A 19,677-nucleotide genomic window follows, 5' to 3' on the forward strand; every position below is an offset into this window, starting at 1 on the left:
TAGTCGTGAAAGAAGGCGACTCACAAGAGAATGCAGCACCAGAAGTTAACAGCATCACGACGACGGAAATCGCAGCGGATGCCACCTTATCGTTCACTGACGAAGACATGTTAGCGAACCTGAGCGATGCAGAAGGCGACAGCTTGAGCATTGAATCAGTAAGCTTGATGGAAGGTCAGGGCGTAATTGAGAGCGATAACCAAGGTAACTATCAATTCACACCTGCTGAAGACTACACCGGTGATGTTCAAGTTGGGTTTATAGCGACTGATGGCGAAAATCGCATCGAAAGCTTCTTCAATGTGGATATCCAAGGCGGAGATGAAGCTGCGGCGAGCGAAGGTTATGCCTTAGCTGATGATGGTTCACTAACTATCACGGATGCACAGCTGGTGGATGAATTGGGCGTGAGTGATTCTGCACAAGTTGTTGATGTTGCAGACGCGAACGATGCTGGCTTCTTTGCCGAATCAGGTGAAGGTGAGTGGACTTACTGGCCGAACGAAGACTTCGATGGCAATTTAGCGATGAATGTTGAAGTTAACGACGGCGGTGAAGTATCAAGCCACAGTGTAAGTATCCAAGTAGCCGATGAATCAGTGCAAAGTGATGAACCACAAGTCCAAGCTGCTCAAGCAACAGAAGAGCAACAAGTGGAAGTGGCTCAACAAGCTGATGACCAAGCTCAAGATGCTGAAACTGAAGACAGTACAGCAGATGTAACCGCGGCACCGGGCGATACCATCTCTATCTCGATTCCAGATGAGGTAAGTGGTAACGAATCGGTTGATTACGCTGATATGTCTGGTCTACCTGAGGGCGCTACTGTGAGCAATGCACTGGATAACGGTGATGGTAGCTTCACAATCAGTGGCAACCTAGAGCAGCCTGTATCTGTCGAACTACCAGAAGGTTACGAAGGTACTAGTGAGATCCAATTCCAAGGTTACGACGAATTGGGTAGCTCAATAGACGGAGCTAGCGGTTCTGTTGAAGTTGAAGTCGATGACCAATACACCATGCAAGGTTCTACGCAAGAGCAGCAACCGGACATGGCGGGTATGGAATCTGGTGGCAGCGACTGGACAAGTGCGGGAGGTCAAGACCAAGGTGTTGACTTCACGGACGACTCTGGAAGCTTCGATTCAGATTCTCAAACTGGAACTGATCAAGGCAACGACTTCGACCAAAGCTCGATTTAATCGAGAGAGCTTAGTTTTAGTCTAAACCGACATTTAGTGTAAACCAACAAGCAGATAGGGCAGCGTAAAGTTGCCCTCATTAAAGCCATGTAGAGTTATTGATACATGGCTTTTTTAATTTGTTTTTTTGTTGTTTGTTTCGCTAAATAAACTTGAGAATAGGTAAATATGTCCTTAGTTATTAGAAGGGTCAGTTAGACAGGAGGGACGACATGTATCGTTATGTCAGTTCACCGCAAGCGTCGAAGTACATAGTGCCACCACCTCAACATCGTGAGTTGTCGAGTGTGGATGTGCCTGAGTCCGAATTGGAGATGCGAGAAATATTGAATAATTGGTTTGCTGATGGTTTAGCACCCATTATTGAAAGTGAAGATGACTACATCTCTGCGAGCGATCACGTTCGATTCGAAAAGCTTAGCCGTACCGTTGGGATGTTGTTGAGAAATAAAGATTATTATTTTGCGGCCAAACGGATTTTATCAGTGTGGGAACAAGATTGTCTTGAAACCACTTATATCAATTATCTCATTTTGCGCAGTGAGCGAGTCACTTCTCTAAGGTAAGTTAATGCTGTGGCAATTTTCCTTCGCCATTCGCCATTCGCCATTAGGCATTAGCGACTTAGGGTTCGTGTGCGTACGATCTTTTTGTTTTTCTAGCGAATCAGCAAACAAAAAGGGCAAGCTTGGAGGCTCACCCTAAAGGTTCTTTGTTTTACTTACGTTGTTTTTTTAATTACGTTGCTGTTTTGGCTTAACGTTATTTTCAACTAATTCTAAACTGGGTTACGACTTACACCCAACCATCAAATTTGAGCCGTTTTTGAATTCTCTCGACTGCTTCTTTCTGCATTTGTCTAACACGCTCGTTAGAAACGTTTACATCCAACATTTGTCCGACCTCAGACAGCGTTTTCACGTTGTTATCAAAGAAACCAAAACGGTGGATGAGCACCTTTTGTAATTTTGGAGGAAGTGTATGGATGATTTGTTCTAGAGCTTGGGTAAAGGATTGATCTTCACAATCTTGTTGAGGATCGGGGATATATTCACTTTCACATTGATCAAGCACCATAGGCGCATGGCTAATTCCAACCGTTGTCGTCACGTCAATAAACCCGCTTAACGCCACCAGTTGATCGACGCGTTTGGCCTTAACACCTGAACTGTCTGATAGCTCAGAAATGGAAACCTCTTTACTCATTTTTTTGCTTACATCGAGCTTTTTTGAGGCGAGGCTGTTTATTTCTTTGCACACGTGGGCTGGCAATCGAACGGTTCGACCCGTGTTCATCAGTGCGGCTTCAATGTTTTCGCGGATCCACCACACAGCATAGGTTGAAAAACGATAACCTGGTTCTGGATCGTATTTGTCGATGGCCTTAATCAAGCCAATGTTGCCTTCCTCGATCAGGTCGAGCAGGGTGAAATTATTGCCTTTACGTTTTAGGTAACTCTTTGCGATTTTCACAACAAGGCGCAGGTTTGATTCGATCATGACATCACGCGCTTTTTTATCACCCGCACGATTCAATTTTGCGTAATACACCTCATCTTCACGCGACAGCAGATCAATGCCAACAATATCTTTCAGATAATGAGCATAAGGGTCTGCACTGGTAGAAAATGATTCGGTAATGGGTGTTTCATCCGTGAGCCCCTGAAACGCAGCAAAACTATCGTTGTTCATTTCCTTGTCCTTATCTAGCCGACTGAACGTTTTATTTTATTATTATGCCACCAAGTGATTAACGCTTGGTTTCATTAGAGTGTAGATAACAGTTTCTTCTTTACCAATAAATAAAATGCAATTTCGTATGTTTATGTCACAAAAAGATCTACAAATATTTAACTATTTTGCATCCCATCAAGTGTGTTGGTTTTTCATTTAAAACATCAAGATGGCTGGTTTATAAAGCATGTGTTATGCATTGCTTTATCTAGATAAATACCGTGAATTTATAGGTGTGGGTTAGATCTATAATTGAGAGGGGATATGATGAAAAAAATGGTAAGAGTCGAGGTTCAATGTTTCCAAGTACCTCAACTCTTTTAGCTGTATCGGCTATTAAGTATGCCACGCACGTCTTAATTCTATCGACTAATAAGTGCTAAGAACCTCATCAATTTGCTGATTAATGATCTTCATTTCGCTGTAGATAACCGAAAGATCATCATCTTGCGGCGCAAGCTTATTGAGTGTGTTTTGTTCTACTCTTTCCAATGCAACTGTGGCCGTTTCTTCACCAAAGCTGGCTAGAATGCCTTTTAAGGTGTGCGCCGTAAAATGAAGCTTGCCCCAATCTTGTTGTTGAACCAACTCTTCGATTTCTTGTAGCGAATTGCCATGGTCTTCTTGATATGTAGACAAAACGGCGTAAATGACTTCTCTGTCGTTGTCTAAATAAGCGTTTAAAGCATCAAAGTCTAGCATGTGGACTCCTGTCGGCTGCATGTTGAAAATGGGCTAGGCGGCTTAGTGGAAAAACCATACCGTGATGAATCACTAATCCATTGATTCCATTTTGGAGGAAGTTCTAATTGTAAGATTTCTTCTAAATAGTCGTCGCTAAGTTTCTCATCTATATGAGCTTTATGGACGGCATATATATAGTCAAGTTTGGCGGCAACTGAATATGGGTAACTGTGAATGTAGTCCTTTAATTCCTGGATCGACCCAAAGTTTTCAATGTTTATACACGTTGAAGGGTCGACATTTTTGGACTCAAGTTGGTGACTTACTGCTTCTCCCCGAGATTTTAGGCATTCCACTGCTAAGTGATAAAGAGAGTACTCACCAAAGTGGACGAGCAGTGGTAATAGTTGAGCGAGCAAGTAAGTCGGTTGGCTGTGGAAATTATTCGCTAACAGGGTCGAAGCTCTAATCACTTTTTTGTGGGCAACCTGAGGGCTATTTTCGATGAGCAATATGTTGCTCTGAAATAGAGCAAGGCTGGCCAAAACTTGCTGCTGTTGTTTCACCGGCAGTTTCAGGTTTACCAACTCGGTGAATTGGTTGGCGTGCTCAAGCAAAATACGTTTGTACTTTAGTTGTGTCTCGCGCTGATATGTTGCTTTTAACGAATTAAAGTGCGCACCAATGGAATGGATGACATCAATATCAGCAGCTGAAATGTGGGTAGCATACATTTCACCTAACTTTATGATCATATGTGTGTTGTCTGCATTCTCAGCTAAGTCGATGGCCCTGATTGCACGATGGCTGATACTCGGTGTCATCTCAAATGCACGAATCGCCAATTTAAGAGCAGGCAGCAGCATTTTGTGTTTTTCATAGATACAGCTTAAGCAATCAATAACGCTTAATGAGAGTGGCTGCGCTATCAGAAAATTGTGGAGCTTATCTATGGCTAAATTTGGCTTGCCTAAGCTGTCGAGAATCAGCGCCTCAGCCACCAATTTGGTTGGGTGCATGTTGGTTTTCGAGTTGTTAATGACGCTAGAGAGTAACTGCCATTTCTTACCTGCAATTAAATGTTCAATCAATGTCGCTTCGAACTGAACGCTAGTACCATTAGGGGAGATCGCCAAAGCTTGAGCTAATCTCTCTTGACTGGTGATGGGATACAAATCATTCAGTTGGGTGAGCTTCTTCGAAACGGACACGGCACTTTGGATCTTTTGACCCAACGTTTGAGTATTAATCGGTTTAGAAACGAAGTGGTGTGCTTCACCTGAAAGGGCGGTTAATACTGTTTCCTGACGCATATCCCCAGAGAGCAAGATTGTTGCCACAGTATGGTCTATCAGGCGATTTCGATACAGAATCCCCAGCAGCTCAAAGCCAGTAAAAGACTGTTCTAAGTGGTAGTCAATGAGGAGTACATGAAAAGAGTGCGTCTCGACCGCTTTAATGGCTTGTCGATAGTCGGTCGCAATAAAGATGCAATCATGTGAAATGCCCAAGCTCGAGAGTTGCTGCTTTATAAGAATAGTTGCACTCTTGGAGTCGTCGACAATTAAAACTCGTAGGTCAGGTGGTAAGGTCAAATCCATTTTCCTCAATACCAAATGTTATTTTCAATCTAGGTGTCAAGTTGCACATTGTCAAGGTGCCTATATCACATACAAACACTCAATAAACTATTGGTAATTAAAACATTTATGAAATCCTTCAAACGCAGGTTACTTTTACCTGATTTTTGTGGGGTTATACGTGTTTTAGAAATTAAAAAAGAGGCAAGCCGATAAGCTCACCTCTCTGTTTGATTATTCGAGTTTTTATTCGAAATGTTGTTCTTTGCTTGAAGCTTTATTTACCGAAACTCCAGCGCTAATCACGCATGTTTAGAATCAACACCGCGGCTAGGGCCAAGAACGCCGTCATCATTAAGAACACATCGTTGTAAGCCATGATGGCAGCGTCACGTTGCATTGTGCCGAGCAAGCTTGCTTGCGCTTGTTGCATCGCAGTTGCCGCATCACTTCCTGACTGAATGAAAAACGCTTGTTGTTGCTGAAGCGTCTGCCAACCAAGTTGACTCACGGAAGGTAACGATTCCTTGATGTGTGCCAAGTGCTCACGGGTTTTGTTATCCAATAGCGTAGCGATAATCGCGATGCTGAAAGCACCACCTAAGTTTCGCATCACGTTGGTTAACGTTGATGCGTCTGGTGTATCCATTTTACTGATGTTTTTCATGGCAACCAAAGACAGCGGAACCATGATGAACGGACTACCAATAGCACGCAGAACCATGGATAAAATTAGCTGTTGTCCGCCAAAATCGATTGTCATGTGTGTATTTACGTAACAACTAAAACCGAACATCGCGAAGCCAAAGGTAACCAAGTACTTAGGCTTGATAATCTGTGTTAGCTTAGGCACAATTGGGAATATCAGAAGCTGTGGGAAACCCATCCACATTAACACTTCACCAATTTCCATCGCATTATATTGCTGAATTTGAGTGAGATACATCGGCAGAACATAGATAGAACCAAGCAATGCCATCCCTAGAATCAAATAGGCGATACAGGACATCGCAAACTGCCCATCCCGCAATAGCCGAAGGTTAACCAATGGCTTCTTGTGTTGGAGCTCGTTTATCACGAAGTAAACCAAACTCACTGCAGAGACGATACTCAAGCCAACAATAAAGCTCGAACTGAACCACTCTTCACGGTTACCTTCTTCTAGTACCACTTCTAAACAACCTAGCCCTAATGCCATGGTGGCGATACCAAACCAATCGGCTTTTTTCAGCGTACCAAGGTCGAGCTTTTCATCGTCCAAGCCATATCGGATCATGGTGATCACAAGCAAAGCTGGCGGAATATTGATGTAGAAAATATAGTGCCACGAGAAGTTCTCCGTCAGCCAGCCACCAAAGGTTGGGCCGATCGATGGAGCAAAGGTCGCGGTTACACCAAACAGTGCCATACCCACAGCGCGCTTGTTGACCGGCAATAACTGAATCACCAGCGAGAAAGCAAGCGGGATTAAAGCACCACCACTGAAGCCTTGCATCGCGCGGAATACGATCATCGAGGTCATATTCCAAGAGAACGAACATAACAAAGATGAAATGGTGAAGATGGCCGTCGTCCACGTGATATAACGGCGTTTACCGAGCGCTTTAGAAAGCCAACCACTGAGTGGGATAGCGATCATCTCTGCGACTAGGTAAGACGTAGAAATCCACGAGCTTTCATCCAAGGTGGCAGACAGCGCACCTTGAATATCTTTGAGAGACGAGTTGGTGATCTGAATATCCAAGATCGCCATAAACGCGCCGATTAAGCCGCCAAATAGGGCGATCCAATGGCGTCTTGAAACCTCTCCATCATCATTCGTTTGGGTGACAACACCAGCGTTACTCATGGTCTAGCCTCGTTTATCGATGGTAGCTACCACAGACAAACCAGGAAGCAGTCGACCTTTCAACTCTTGCTGATCTGGAATCGTAATTTTCACCGGTACGCGTTGAACGATTTTAGTGAAGTTACCGGTCGCGTTTTCTGGTGGTAAGAGCGCAAACTTAGCGCCAGTCGCAGGGGAGAAGCTGTCTACCACGCCTTCAAGCGGTTGACCCGGGAACGCATCCAGCTCTACTTCAACCGTCTGACCTTTGTGAATACCACTTAACTGTGTCTCTTTGAAGTTGGCTTCAATCCACACTTGGTTGTTTGGTACCAAGCTCATCAGTGGTGCGCCTGCTTGAATCAACAAGCCTTCACGTACGCTGCGTTTACCAATCACGCCATCTGCTGGCGCGTAAACTTTGGTGTAATCAAGGTTAAGTTGTGCTTGATCTCTTTGGGCTTGAGCTTCGGTCACGGATGCGTTTGCTTGCTCAATCTCGCTAGCGATAACGGTTAGTTGGTCATTGGTTGCAACGAGGTTTGCTTTTGCTTCTTCTAAATCTGCCTGAGTCACTTTTTGTTGTGCAACCATGCTGTCGACTTCATCTTGAGACGCGTAGTTACGTTTTAGTAAGCTACGAGAACGTACCACTTGTTGAATCGCGCGTTCGTATTCAGCTTGTGCAGAATCAACGCGGCTCTCTGCTTGATTAATTTTGCTACGTTGTAACGTTTGTTGTGCCACTAGATTTTTGACGTCTGATTGCACGACGCTTAAATGGGCGTTTGCTTGAGCGAGTGCTGACTGGTAATCACGGTCATCGATTTGAACCAGCAAATCACCTTCTTTAACCGATTGGTTATCACTCACGTAAGACTTAACAATATAGCCAGACACCTTCGGGCTAATATTCGTGATGTCGCCTTGTAGGTAGGCATTGTCGGTGGATTCAAAGTACTGGCCATAGCCGTACCAGTATCCAGCACCGGCTAAACCCAATGACAGCATGATCGCAGTAGCAATAAGCGGAGCTTTTTTACGTTTTTTTGTGCTTACTGTTTGCGAAGCGTTGTTGTTCTCTGTCATTTTTTATTTCTCATTTTGTTTTTATTTAGATGTAACGAATTGTAAATGAATTCGATTAATTGATAAGATAGGAAAAAAGGGAAACACTGTTGCAAAAATCTAACTAATGGCGCTTTGGGAGAATTACGATGGACTTAAATGCTGTGACTGTTTTTACACAAGTTGTTGATTGTGGGAGTTTCACGCACGCAGCTGAAGCATTGAACATGACCAAGTCGACCGTCAGCCGAAAGCTTGACGAGTTGGAACAGCACCTAGGTGTGAGGTTGATCACTCGTTCGACACGAAGTTTAGTATTAACGCCAGAGGGGGAGCGCTTTTATCAGTCGAGCATGCAGATGCAAGAGATCATGAACCAAGCTGAGCTAGAGGTTTCAGCCAATCAGGATTTGATCCGAGGGCAGTTGAATGTTGTGTTGCCTGTCGAATTGGGGCATCAAGTATTAGCCAAATACATCCACAGCTTCCTAAAAGAGCACCCAAACGTGACTTTGAACTTAGAACTGTCGAATCGAGAAGTTGACATCATTGCGGAGGGGATCGATCTTTACGCACAAATTGGTGAGCTAGTGGACTCGAGCTTGGTTTCTCGCTACCTCACAACATCAAAGCGTGTATTGGCAGCCAGCCCTGAGTATTTAGAACAGTTCGATGAAATCTCTTCGCCCGATGATCTTAAACCGCCATTCAGAATGATTGAGGTAGTGAACAAGGCGGCACGTCTACCCAAGTGGCATCTACAATTAGAAGGCGGAGAGTCGATTTTGATCGATCTACCGTGTCAGTTGCGGGTGAATACCATCACGGCATGCCTAACAGCGTGTGTGGATGGGCTCGGCTTGGCAGTGCTTCCTGAATTCATTTGTCGGGAACACTTCAAGACAGGTAAGCTGATTCGTTTGTTACCTGAATATGGGATGCCGGAAGTTTCAGTAAGCCTAGTGTATGCAGACAGGCAGTTGATGCCGAAACGTAAGAAGGTCTTTATCGACTATCTACTGACTGCCTTTCAAAATAGGAAGCAAAAGTAACGGGGTAAACCTTAGCGGTTAAGTGCTTAGGCTTCCTATTATTCGTTATTGTCTAAACCGTATCGAAGCTAACTATGATCGGGCTGCCAGTCGACGACTTGCCCATTCGCCAATATAGCTTTGATCGATAGGCCAGCAATATCGATACCGTTGTGACGAAATGCCTTGCTGGAGAAGTTGGCAATGATCTTACTCCCGTCACTGAACTTCGTTTGTTGAACATCGCCGTTTTTGTCTAACCATTCGAAATCGACCAACTGTTTATCCCATAACTGTTCGTGCATCAGTTTAAAGCCATCTTGATAGTGTTTGAGTGCTTTGATTCTCGGGCTTGAACTTGATAAAGCTTCATCTCTGGTCAAGTGAACCATCGGTGGTGTGTTGTACAGCATGGCGGTTAAGTCACGTTCTGCTTGTACATTGGTGAACTTAAGGCTGTCTGAATGCCAATGGTGCGTATTGATTACTTCATCATGGAAAACGGCTTGGTATAACGGAATTCGATATTGTGGCGAAAACAGTAGCGACTTGTAGGGCTCTTTAACCTCGGCGGGTTTAAAGAAGAAGTCAGGCTTGTGGTCTGGGTACCAACGACCTAAGTAATAGGGAGATCGGCGGTTCTCTTTCATGTCTTTATCTGTCCAACCAAAACCAAGCGTTTCTAAGCCGTGTGCAAACGCGATGCCTTTTGTTGTTAGGCTGTTGCCGTCTTCAGATCCCAATACTAACGATGGTTGCTCGCTAAGCCACAGCATTCGGTTGTTGAAGGCAGAAAGCATGTCCGACTCGTTTGTATTGCCATTCCCATTGCCATTGTTATGACTCTTGATATGACTGTCTATAAAGCCGCTGTAATCTTCACGTGCCATGGCGGTTGCATCAACATCTAAGAACAAGCTGTTGAAGTTGCCGAATCTCATAATGTCTTGAGCGCGCTGTTTTACGTATTCTAGATGGCAATTCGGGTTTAAGTAAAAGCCGTTTCCACGAAATCCTTTTTTCAAACTCCCATCCGCTAGTTCAATGGCACAACTCTCACGCATCGGCTCTGGTAATTGAGCGGTTAGCCAGTTGTCGTTCAGCTTCGCAGGAATGGCTGTGTTGTAGGAGTCATAGGTGCCGACCAGATATCCTGACTGTTTTGCCATAGCCACGGCGTTAGGTTGATAGAATGCTGGCATCCAATTATCGAATCCGAGCCACAGTTTGTTTAAGCCTGCCTTATTTAGATTAGCGACCATGTTTGAAGACAATGCTTGCCCCCAAGTCTCTTGATAGTTTAGGTAAGGGGAAGCGTGCTCTAGCAACCAGTTCTTCTTATCCTGTGCTGCTTTGTATTGCGCTTTAATCGTGTTGTCTTCGAGTGTCGGATTACCAACAGGATATAACACCTGCAACGATTGGCTAATAGAGTCCAATAATAGTTGTTTGTGGTACTGACTGAACCAATCTTTGCCCTTGGAGAGTGATGACAGATCTCTTTTCGCTTCCGCAGAAATGCTGAGTTTAGAGCCCTCTAGATACCATGTTTTCAATCCCCACCAGTCGCTCACATCTTGGATGCTCAATGGGTCTATGCCAAATAGGTAAACGTGGCTTGCACCGATTAGCTTACTCACATCCGGATTACGCTTTTGTTTAGCAACCAGTGTTTCAGAAAGGCCATTTTCGATGCGCCAATCGCGGTAGTGTTTCGCTCCATCTAACCACGAGTCTCCAAGGGTGATACGAACAATAAATGGCTGTGATTGATTGAGCATCGTAAATTGGTGTGATGCCTTCATATCAATTTTGGTCTTTGAATTAGAGGAAGTATCAAAGGATACATCTGAAAAGAGCAGTTGATTGTTGGTTGCATTAACCATCTGATAGCTAATGAAATGATTGTTTTGCTGCACCGTCCAAAAAGGCATCTTCAAGTCTTGAGTAGTGTTACTTCCAGAATGGTTGCCGACGAGATAACTTGCCCAAAGCTTGTTGTCAGTAGGCACGCGCATGCCTTCACTAAACGGAAGAAGTAGTGTCTGAGTTTGTTGTTCTGCAAGATCAAACCACGTCAACTCGATGGGATCGTTTCGCTTCACCTGAATATTTGAAGGCAAGCTGAACTGAAAAGTGAGCTGGTCTTGATTTAGTTCTGCCTCAACGTTTATCCCACTTGGTACTAAGGTCCAAGTGGCGATTTTTGATGAGTCAGCTTTATCGGAAAAGCCAATGACCAGATTGGTCGCTTTCTGTGTTCGGCTATCAACGGTGAGAGCAGCGCTGTTAACGCTTAATCCGTTCCAATCTATCCCTAAAGTATTCGATGATATAGAGACGGTATTGCTACTAGTGGCGTTAGCGTTGTCGCGAATACTGCTGCCGCTAACGTTGCTATTACTGGTGAGCGTTATTTGGCTCGCTTGTGCATTGGATGAAAAAAGACAAGCTGTTGTTAAAGCCACAATGGCACAATTAGAAAGATTGAGTGGGTGACGTACGCTGAGCATATTTAGATTCCGTAAAGGTAAGTACGGTTATTACACCTAAGTAGCGCTAGTGCTTTGTCACCTATATGTCTCTATTTTCTGTTTGGTTTTAGTGGTATTCCATTAGAAAGGCACGGCGACGCGTTGCACATATTGGACTTCAATGGCGCCTTGGTATTCAAACATTTCAACCGAAGCACTCAAGTGCTTGGCTTTGGTTCCTAGTGGACTTTCTGTGGGTACGGGTGCTTGCGCTGTTTTGATTGGCACTTTGTAACCCAGCAGGTTGTAGTCTTCATCAAACCATTGCCAACTCACATTAGCGTCAGGGCAGTTGTCGATCACCTTTGGAGGTGAGAGCACGATATGTGGTTCGCTGAGTTTACTCTCAAGCGTCAGCCATCGATTGCTGTCATTTAAAGCGACAATAATAGGGTAGTGATTTGAACCTATCTTTAGTTGATAAACACCAGATTCGGGTTTGATGAACATTTCATTGGTTTCAATCTCTTGATACTCATTATTGGAAGCGAGTTGTCCATCGAGAAGGACTTTTCCTTTAGGTGAGACTAAAGAAAGAGTTTGGGTTTCTACGCCTTTATTGAGCTGTTCGGCAGATACTTTGATTTGATAACCGTGCGACGACAGGCCATAGCGTCGAATGAAGCTGACTTGAATGTGGTGTTTCGGCTCAGCACTTTGTTTTAGTGAGGTTCCACATTGAGTCTGGCTTAATATCTCTTGTTTGACTGGCAGCCAAAGCTCACTATCGAGTGTTTGTTGATCGAGTGCGATTTGTACTCTTGCCACGCAACTTGAGGTTGACCATCAAGCAACGATTGATAGGTGTGCTGCAATGGCGTGTCAGTAAACCAAGCCGCATGACTTGCGAGCGGCAATGTGCAGAGCAGTGCTGTTAACGAAGTAACTTTCATTATGATTCCCCGGCCAAGCGGTAACCAACGCCGCGATGTGTTTCGATATTCAATGTTGGCAGCTTCTGGCGTAAGCGCAGTATGTGATTATCAATAGTTCGGGTACTAGGAAAGGCCTGATAACCCCAAATTTTATTGAGTAATTCATCTCGGTGAAACACACGACTTTGGTTCTGAACAAACAGTACCAATAGCTGAAACTCCTTAGGCTTCAACGTGATTAGGCTTTCGTCCAGATAAGCGATCCGTTCCGACAAGTTGATTTGGATATTTGCGTCAGGTAAGAGGCTCACACCTAACGGACGTAGCTGGGTAATGACTCGAGCAAGTAATTCGTCGTTCGAAAATGGCTTAGTCACGTAATCTTTGGCACCCGCCATTAAACCTTTAACACGTTGTTGAACTTCTACTTTAGCGGTCAGCACAATTACAGGAAGCGCTTTGAGGAGTAACCAGTTTGGAAGGTGTTGTAAGCTGTCACCGTCTTGAAGCTGTCGATCCAGTATCACAAGATCGGCTCGAAACCATTGCTTACTGGCACTCTCTGAATCTTTCGCCCAAAGGCATTGATAACCATTGGATTCAAAGAAGCTGACGAGGCCTTGTCCAAGCAGTTGGTCGTCTTCAATCAGCAGTAGGGTGTTCATAAGCAATTTCCAAAATACATCGGGTTGGGTTACGAAGAATAATGAGGCGGCCATTCGCTTGCTTCATCAAGTGCTCGACAATAGTCAGGCCAATGCCCATGTTATCCAGTTTGTGCGTTTCACTTGGCGTGACACGAGACATGAGTCGTTGTATCGGCGAAGGGAAGCGCCCCTCGTCTTGTATCTCAATCGTCAGCTTGTCTCCGAGTTCGACCTTTACCAAAACCTTACCGTGTTGTTTGGCATTCTTGATTAGATTATCCAAGCAGATGGTTAGCCAGTAATAGGGGAGGTTCAGTTCAACTTCACGCGCTTCACATTGATAAGAAATATTGTGCTTTTCACATACATGATAGAGCCACTCTTCTAATGATGCATTTTGCTTTAACAAAGGCTCTGACTGATCCGAACTTAGGTACACTTTGCTGTTTTCGGTGAGTTGAGAGAGCCTTTGATAGTCGGATATTAAACGCCAAACCGCGTTTTGAGTTTCATCAGGAAATTCATCGTAGCGATTTCTAAACATTTCGACGGTTAAGCCTAGGCTAGTAATGGGTGTGCGCAGTTCATGAGTAAGAAGCTGTAAAACGAACTGCCTCTCTTTTCGTTGTTTTGTTCTTAGGTATAAGACTCTAGCGAGGCCGGAAAGCAACGTTAACAGCAATGAAAACATCAAGGTTTTCATGATCAGATTGTCATTGCTAGGCTCGCTTAAGCACACGTTGCTGTAACGAAAAGTACAGGTTTCACCTGCAAAGATACCTCTTGTTGCTCTGCGATAGGTTGCCAAACATCTAAGGGAATGGCTTTCCAGCCTTGTTCGCCACTTAACCAAAGCACATCATCTTGTTGCCAAGCGCGGTATCCATTGAGCAGTGCTTCTCTGCCTTGAGCGTTTAGCGTTTCTAGCTTGGTATATAAAGGGTGCTGTGGGTTGGTAATGCTCAAAAACGGGCGTATTTGATCGCTTACGTCTGGGTAAGCTGCTAAATAACGATCAGCAAAGCTACCACCGGCAGGGTGTCTTTTGGAGTGTGCTGCAAACCAAATAGAATCCAATGCTTGTTGCTGACACAGAGCGAGCTCGAACTCGATGGCGTCATGTAATGAAGGGTTATTGCTTTCAATCGCTTGGCAGTGATCTTGTATTGACGCTAACGCTGCGATGTCGTCCCAACTGAATTGGTTGAAATCAGGATAGCGGCTACTTTCATGGAGCAGAACTTTCGGATATTGAGCCAACTCTTGTTGAGATACTAAGATTGGAGATGATTGCCAGCTCAGTTGATACAGGGTTTGCCACTTATCTTGCAAACTTTGGGCATTGGCTAGAGTTGGGAGACAAAAGATCAAGCAAAGAGCTAATGTAAACCTGCGCATCCAATCATTCTCGTTAAAAGTCGTGGAGCGAGTCTAAAGAGTTTTGGGCGCGATTTGTAACCTGAATGTCAACAAGTGTTCCTTTAACAACAAATTGTCGAGTGGGTCATGCTTTTAAATAATAAAGTAAAAATACAGTAAGTATCATTTGTTTGAAATAAATTCGATAATTGTGTACTTACTGTCACTATTGGGCGAGTTGAGGGGACTATACTGGGCTCATACCTAATAAGAGGAACCATTATGAAACTCATCATCAAATCAGTATTGGCAGTCAGTATTTTGGCTGCAGGCTCTGCTCAGGCGTTCGAATTAACCAGCAACGATATTCAAGAAGGTCACCCAATGGCGAAGACTTTTGAATACTCAAGTTGGGGTTGTGACGGCGATAACCTATCACCACAATTAATGTGGAAAGATGCACCAGCAGGCACCAAAAGCTTTGCTATCACAGCTTATGATCCAGATGCACCGACTGAAAGTGGCTTCTGGCATTGGGTTGCCTTTGATATCCCTGCAAATGTGAACGAGCTACCTCGCGGTGTCGACATCTCTAAAGTGGGTGGCAAAGAAGGCCGTATAGATTATGGAACGGTAGGTTTCGGTGGCGCTTGTCCTCCAGAAAAAGATGGCATGCACCGTTATCAATTCACGGTTTGGGCATTGCCAAAGGATAAGCTCAACCTAGACGAAAACACGCCATCGGCTGTGGTTGGATTCACGTTGAACAGCATGGCTTTAGACAAAGCGAAACTGACGGCAACTTATACACGTTAATAGCTTATGTACGTTAAAAGCTTATACACGTACATAATAAGCAAATAAGCAAATAAGCAACTAAGGGGATGAGATGAATCATCAATATCAAGTGACGATCTTTCGTGCAGAGCAGTTACAAAAACTGCGTAATGTGAGGATTCTATCCCCTAGTATCATTCAGATCATTACAGGCAGTAAGCGCCTGTTTTGGAAAGAGTCAGCAGCAGAGCTTTCTCACTCTGAGCTGTTGTTGTGTGAGGCATCAGCGTCACTAAGCTTTGAGAACATGCCCCACAAAGGGCGCTTCTTGTCGCGAGTGTTCAGCTTTCAATTCCAACCTTCTCAGGCGATGCTTGATTTAAGTGAGGAACGCTCGAATGATCTGGGGTTGCCTACAGTAAAAGCGGATCGAAACTTACAAGACTCACTCAATGCTCTGTTCTCGTTTGATACACAGAGCATGAGCAAAGAGGCTCAACAGTTTTGGTTGCAGGGCTTGTACCAACAATTGGCTGAAAAAGGGGTATTGCATCGACTGTTTGCCAGTGCCAACGTCTCGTTTAGCCAGAAGCTTAGCCATTATCTTTCACATTCACCAGACGAGAAGCATCCGCTAGAGTCGGTGGCGGAGCGTTTTGCGATGAGCCGAGCCACGCTGATCCGAAAGCTCAAACTGGAAGGTATGCAATATCGAGAGGTATTAGCTGAAGTTCGGTTAAGTCACGCGCTTTATCTGATGCAAAACGGACAGCAGAATGTGGTGATGTTGGCTCAGTCTTGCGGTTACCAATCGGAAGGGCGTTTTAGTCAGCGCTTTAAAGGCAAATTTGGTTTGTCGCCAAGTGAATACATCAAGACCGTCGTCAGCCATAGAGTCGCGAGCAAATAAAGTCGCGACACCACAACCATTTTGTTTGGCCTAAACGCTCACTTTCTTATCTCGTGCTGCCAATGCTGCGAAAATCGTGCACGCAAAGGCAACAGATGCGATCAGCAGAATAGGCACACTCCAAGAATCTGTCTGAGCATGAAGCTTACCCACCAGCGTTGGACCAGTGGCTGCCAACGCATAACCGATTCCCTGAGCCATACCCGACAATGATGCGGCTTGGCTGCTATTCGATGTACGCAAGCCAACAAAAGAGAGCGCGATAATAAACGTCGAGCAGTTGGCTAATCCAAACAGTCCCACCCAAAAGATCGCAAACTCAGGCAAATACAGAAGACCAATCAATCCAACAAATACACTCGATGCACACAGAGTGATGAGCCATTGTTGATTGTCACTTTTGGCTAAGAACGGCAGTAACAGCAGCCCTGGAACCATAGTCGAAAATTGTAGAAATCCGTAGATGTAACCCGCATCGATTTCGCTGTAGCCAAGATCGTTCAAGATCTGTGGAAGCCAGCCAGCCAAAGAGTAGAAGGTAAATGAGTTAAGCCCAAGCGCTAGCGTTACTTGCCACGCTACGCCGCTTTTAATCATCTTCTTCATCGGCAGAGGTTTGTCTTGTTGCTTGTTATCGCTAGCAGAAGATGAGCGTTTTCTGATTTTAGGCAACCAGATCATCAAAGCTAATATTGGGAATACCAAGTTCATTAACAGCGCTAATTGCCAACCTGTCATAGTGAACAAGGTGAGTTCTGAAAATGGCACCATCAAACTTGAGCCTAACGTCGAGCCGATGCCCATCGTAAAGATGTACAAAGAAGTCACAGTAGCGATGCGTGTCGGGAAGCTAATTTTCACTACAACGGGTAACAACACATTACCAATCGCGATACCAAGCCCAATCATCACCGTACCGATATACAAGGTTGGGATTAACCCAGCAGAGCGCAGTGTAATTCCGGTCGTGATCAGAACTAAGCCTAATAGCAGGCTAGGCTCTAGACCAATTCGTTGAGATATCTTGGTGACTAAGGGTGAGAACAAGGCAAAAGTTAACAGTGGCAAAGCTGTTAAGAAGCCAGCAGCCGACGAGGTAAGGTTGAGGCCTTCCATAACCTGAGAAAGCACAGGAGCCAAGCTCGTAAAAGGCCCACGAAGGTTAAGTGCTAGGAATAGAATCCCTAACATGACGAAAATGCTATTACGAAGAGAGGCGCTCATAGGTTGTTCTACTGTTTGCTTATGAGAAGACAGGCTAGCCTACAGATCATTGAATGTATAAACAATTACCGTTGCTAAAAAGGTCTGGCTGAGCCAAGAATTCCTATCTTCCACAAAATCCGCATCATTCACACGATCCGAGCATACACACCTACATCTGATCGCTTTGCGCTAAAGCCCATTCAATAAACATTTTAACTTTTGGTGATTGGTGTTCTGAAGGCGTCGCGAAATAGTACTGCTGTTTGCACGTGACGGGTGGTTCGTTAAATGGCGCGATAAGCGTATTGTCTTCAAGATATTTCGATACAACGCTATATCGCCCAATGGCAATACCGGCATTGTTTATGGCTGCCAGTATCGCGAGATCTGAACGGTCAAATTCCATATTTGAATTGGACTGTACAGTACCGAGTTGGTTCGCTTGTGCCCACACTTCCCATTCATTGCGGTTTGAATCGTAGTTCCATGCTTGGTTGTCGTGAAGTAACGTTGCTCGATTGAGGTTCTCTGGCTGTTGATTAAGCCCGTGTAACTCAGCGTATTGAGCGGTACAAACCGGAGTCATGCTCTCGTGCATGAATGCTTGGCAGAAAAGTTTATCGGGAAAAAGATCATCGAAGTAGATAGCAATATCGATACCGTGTCCTTGAAAGCTGATATTTTCATTACCAGTGAGTAGTTTCAATGTGATTGATGGGTAACGTTGTTTGAAGTTCGCTATCCGAGGTACTAGCCAACTCTGCGCAAATGTCGGTCGTGAATAGATCGTGAGTGTGCCCGATATTTCTTCCTTCTTAACATCTAAAATCTCTTGGTTTAGATCATTCAAGGTGCGGCTCAATGCGGCATAGATGCGTTTGCCTTCGCTTGTCAGTGTGATTCTGCGGTGCGCACGTTCAAACAGCTGTATATCCATCTCTCTTTCGAGCTTGTTGATACGATGAGAAATCGCACTTGGTGTCATCGATAGCTCTTGGGCTGCAAGTGAAAAAGAACCATGTCGAGCGGCCACTTCAAACGTGTGCAGTTTTGACAGCTGGTGGCTGTTTAAGCGTTGATTTTTAGAGTACAGGTTGTCTTCGCTATACATTTCGTTAAGGGCACCTTGATTCAAGCAAGAGGATTTCGATACACATCGTCAATGTCATATCATAGCTCTATCTATGACTCATAGTTAATCATAAGTTACTTTACTTGCGTTAGTTTCCGGAATTTTAATTAATAGATGAATTAAGTTCATGTAAGTGTGATTTTTCGTCGGTTGAACAAACACCAAAATCCCGTTTAAATAGGTTTACTAATGATTGAACCTGCGCAGTACGCGCTTAGCCAGAAAAGGTCACCCATGACTGCATTAAATATCGACAAGCTCATCTCAGATTTCCCACTGCTACAACAATTAGTGAGTCTCGAAGAAGTGACTTGGTTTAACCCAAACATCACGACTTCGGAGCAAGGTTTACCCTATGTGGGATTAGGCGAACAAGATATTCACGATGCAAGCATGAGGCTACAAAGGTTTGCTCCTTATCTAGCTAAAGCGTTTCCGGAAACTCAAATGACCAATGGCATCATTGAGTCAGAGCTTGTTGACATTCCATCTATGAAATCAGCATTGGAAGCGCATTATCAGCAACCTATTAAAGGGCGTTTGATGATGAAGAAAGACAGCCATTTGCCAATTTCAGGCTCAATCAAAGCTCGGGGTGGTATTTATGAAGTACTAACGCATGCCGAGAAATTAGCGATTGAAGCCGGGTTACTGTGTGAGAGCGATGACTACAGTAAGTTGCTCGAACCTGAGTTTCGTGACTTCTTCCAACAATACAGCATTGCGGTAGGCTCCACAGGTAATCTAGGAATGTCGATCGGTATCATGAGTGCCAAATTGGGCTTTACGGTCTCTGTTCATATGTCGGCAGATGCGAGAGCTTGGAAGAAAAGCAAACTTCGAGAACATGGCGTTAACGTTGTTGAATATGAACAAGATTATGGCGTTGCAGTGGAACAAGGACGTAAAGAGGCAGAACAAGATCCTCGATGCTTTTTCATTGATGATGAAAACTCACAAACACTGTTCCTTGGTTACTCTGTGGCTGGAGAAAGGCTCAAGAAGCAAATCGATCTACAGGGGATTGTGGTTAATGAACAGCATCCTTTGTTTGTTTACTTGCCATGTGGAGTCGGTGGTGGCCCCGGTGGTGTGGCATTTGGCTTGAAG

Annotated in this window: 15 protein-coding genes and 2 pseudogenes; 6 read left to right on the plus strand and 11 right to left on the minus strand. The window is 44.5% G+C overall.

All coding sequences use genetic code 11. The features are described 5' to 3' along the window. Both IQQ51_RS03195 and IQQ51_RS03200 read left to right on the plus strand, forming a co-directional pair. A partial coding sequence (locus IQQ51_RS03195) for a cadherin-like domain-containing protein (protein WP_193840346.1) occupies positions 1-1,202 on the plus strand: 1,202 nt, incomplete at its 5' end. A 212-nt stretch (positions 1,203-1,414) separates the two neighbouring features. Beyond that, positions 1,415-1,768 (plus strand): hypothetical protein, encoded by a 354-nt coding sequence (locus tag IQQ51_RS03200; RefSeq protein WP_017072193.1) that lies wholly within the window; start codon positions 1,415-1,417, stop codon positions 1,766-1,768. Positions 1,769-1,997: 229 nt separating this feature from the next. Here IQQ51_RS03200 and IQQ51_RS03205 read toward each other — a convergent pair whose 3' ends face one another. From IQQ51_RS03205 to IQQ51_RS03225, 5 genes are all read right to left on the minus strand, one after another. Further along, positions 1,998-2,894 carry a sigma-70 family RNA polymerase sigma factor gene (locus tag IQQ51_RS03205; RefSeq protein ID WP_193840347.1) on the minus strand — a complete coding sequence of 299 codons (897 nt, stop codon included), beginning with the start codon at positions 2,892-2,894 and terminating at the stop codon, positions 1,998-2,000. A gap of 411 nt (positions 2,895-3,305) precedes the next feature. Continuing rightward, a complete protein-coding gene (locus tag IQQ51_RS03210) occupies positions 3,306-3,638 on the minus strand; it encodes an Hpt domain-containing protein (RefSeq protein WP_193840348.1) in 333 nt (110 codons plus the stop codon). Further along, a complete protein-coding gene (locus tag IQQ51_RS03215; RefSeq protein WP_193840349.1) occupies positions 3,632-5,221 on the minus strand; it encodes a response regulator in 1,590 nt (529 codons plus the stop codon). The genes IQQ51_RS03210 and IQQ51_RS03215 overlap by 7 nt, the downstream gene beginning before the upstream one ends. A gap of 277 nt (positions 5,222-5,498) precedes the next feature. After that, on the minus strand, positions 5,499-7,049 hold the full coding sequence (locus IQQ51_RS03220) for a DHA2 family efflux MFS transporter permease subunit (RefSeq protein WP_050648613.1): 1,551 nt from the start codon (positions 7,047-7,049) through the stop codon (positions 5,499-5,501). 3 nt (positions 7,050-7,052) lie between these two features. Continuing rightward, positions 7,053-8,117 (minus strand): HlyD family secretion protein, encoded by a 1,065-nt coding sequence (locus tag IQQ51_RS03225; protein WP_017066726.1) that lies wholly within the window; start codon positions 8,115-8,117, stop codon positions 7,053-7,055. Between the two features lie 128 nt (positions 8,118-8,245). Here IQQ51_RS03225 and IQQ51_RS03230 point away from each other — a divergent pair, with 128 nt between their 5' ends. Continuing rightward, a complete protein-coding gene (locus IQQ51_RS03230) occupies positions 8,246-9,148 on the plus strand; it encodes a LysR family transcriptional regulator (protein ID WP_193840350.1) in 903 nt (300 codons plus the stop codon). Positions 9,149-9,216: 68 nt separating this feature from the next. On the opposite strand, the gene IQQ51_RS03235 is transcribed toward IQQ51_RS03230, so the two are convergent. The 4 genes and pseudogenes from IQQ51_RS03235 to IQQ51_RS03250 all read right to left on the minus strand — a co-directional run bounded on the left by IQQ51_RS03235 (position 9,217) and on the right by IQQ51_RS03250 (position 14,581). Continuing rightward, the gene (locus IQQ51_RS03235; protein ID WP_193840351.1) at positions 9,217-11,640 is read right to left on the minus strand and encodes a glycoside hydrolase; all 2,424 of its coding nucleotides are present in this window, start codon (positions 11,638-11,640) and stop codon (positions 9,217-9,219) included. A 102-nt stretch (positions 11,641-11,742) separates the two neighbouring features. Beyond that, positions 11,743-12,554: pseudogene (locus IQQ51_RS03240) on the minus strand (DUF2861 family protein). Beyond that, positions 12,554-13,201 (minus strand): response regulator transcription factor, encoded by a 648-nt coding sequence (locus tag IQQ51_RS03245; RefSeq protein WP_193840352.1) that lies wholly within the window; start codon positions 13,199-13,201, stop codon positions 12,554-12,556. The pseudogene IQQ51_RS03240 and the gene IQQ51_RS03245 overlap by 1 nt, the downstream one beginning before the upstream one ends. After that, positions 13,179-14,581: pseudogene (locus IQQ51_RS03250) on the minus strand (DUF3404 domain-containing protein). Before IQQ51_RS03250 ends, IQQ51_RS03245 begins: the two are co-directional and overlap by 23 nt. 243 nt (positions 14,582-14,824) lie before the next feature. Between IQQ51_RS03250 and IQQ51_RS03255 the strand changes: the two are divergent. Together IQQ51_RS03255 and IQQ51_RS03260 are read left to right on the plus strand one after the other, a co-directional pair. After that, complete coding sequence (locus tag IQQ51_RS03255; protein WP_193840353.1) at positions 14,825-15,358, plus strand: YbhB/YbcL family Raf kinase inhibitor-like protein; 534 nt, start codon at positions 14,825-14,827, stop codon at positions 15,356-15,358. Positions 15,359-15,431: 73 nt separating this feature from the next. After that, on the plus strand, positions 15,432-16,229 hold the full coding sequence (locus IQQ51_RS03260; protein WP_193840354.1) for a helix-turn-helix transcriptional regulator: 798 nt from the start codon (positions 15,432-15,434) through the stop codon (positions 16,227-16,229). Positions 16,230-16,259: 30 nt separating this feature from the next. On the opposite strand, the gene IQQ51_RS03265 is transcribed toward IQQ51_RS03260, so the two are convergent. After that, entirely contained in the window at positions 16,260-17,453 is a 1,194-nt protein-coding gene (locus tag IQQ51_RS03265; RefSeq protein WP_193840355.1) for a CynX/NimT family MFS transporter, read from the minus strand. Positions 17,454-17,604: 151 nt separating this feature from the next. Beyond that, complete coding sequence (dsdC, locus tag IQQ51_RS03270) at positions 17,605-18,546, minus strand: DNA-binding transcriptional regulator DsdC (RefSeq protein ID WP_193840356.1); 942 nt, start codon at positions 18,544-18,546, stop codon at positions 17,605-17,607. A gap of 255 nt (positions 18,547-18,801) precedes the next feature. Here dsdC and dsdA point away from each other — a divergent pair. Next, on the plus strand, positions 18,802-19,677 hold an 876-nt coding region (gene dsdA / locus IQQ51_RS26590; RefSeq protein ID WP_228012658.1), incomplete at its 3' end, for a D-serine ammonia-lyase.

Origin of the sequence: Vibrio sp. OPT18 (assembly GCF_015163615.1) — a bacterium.
Lineage (GTDB): Bacteria > Pseudomonadota > Gammaproteobacteria > Enterobacterales > Vibrionaceae > Vibrio > Vibrio coralliirubri.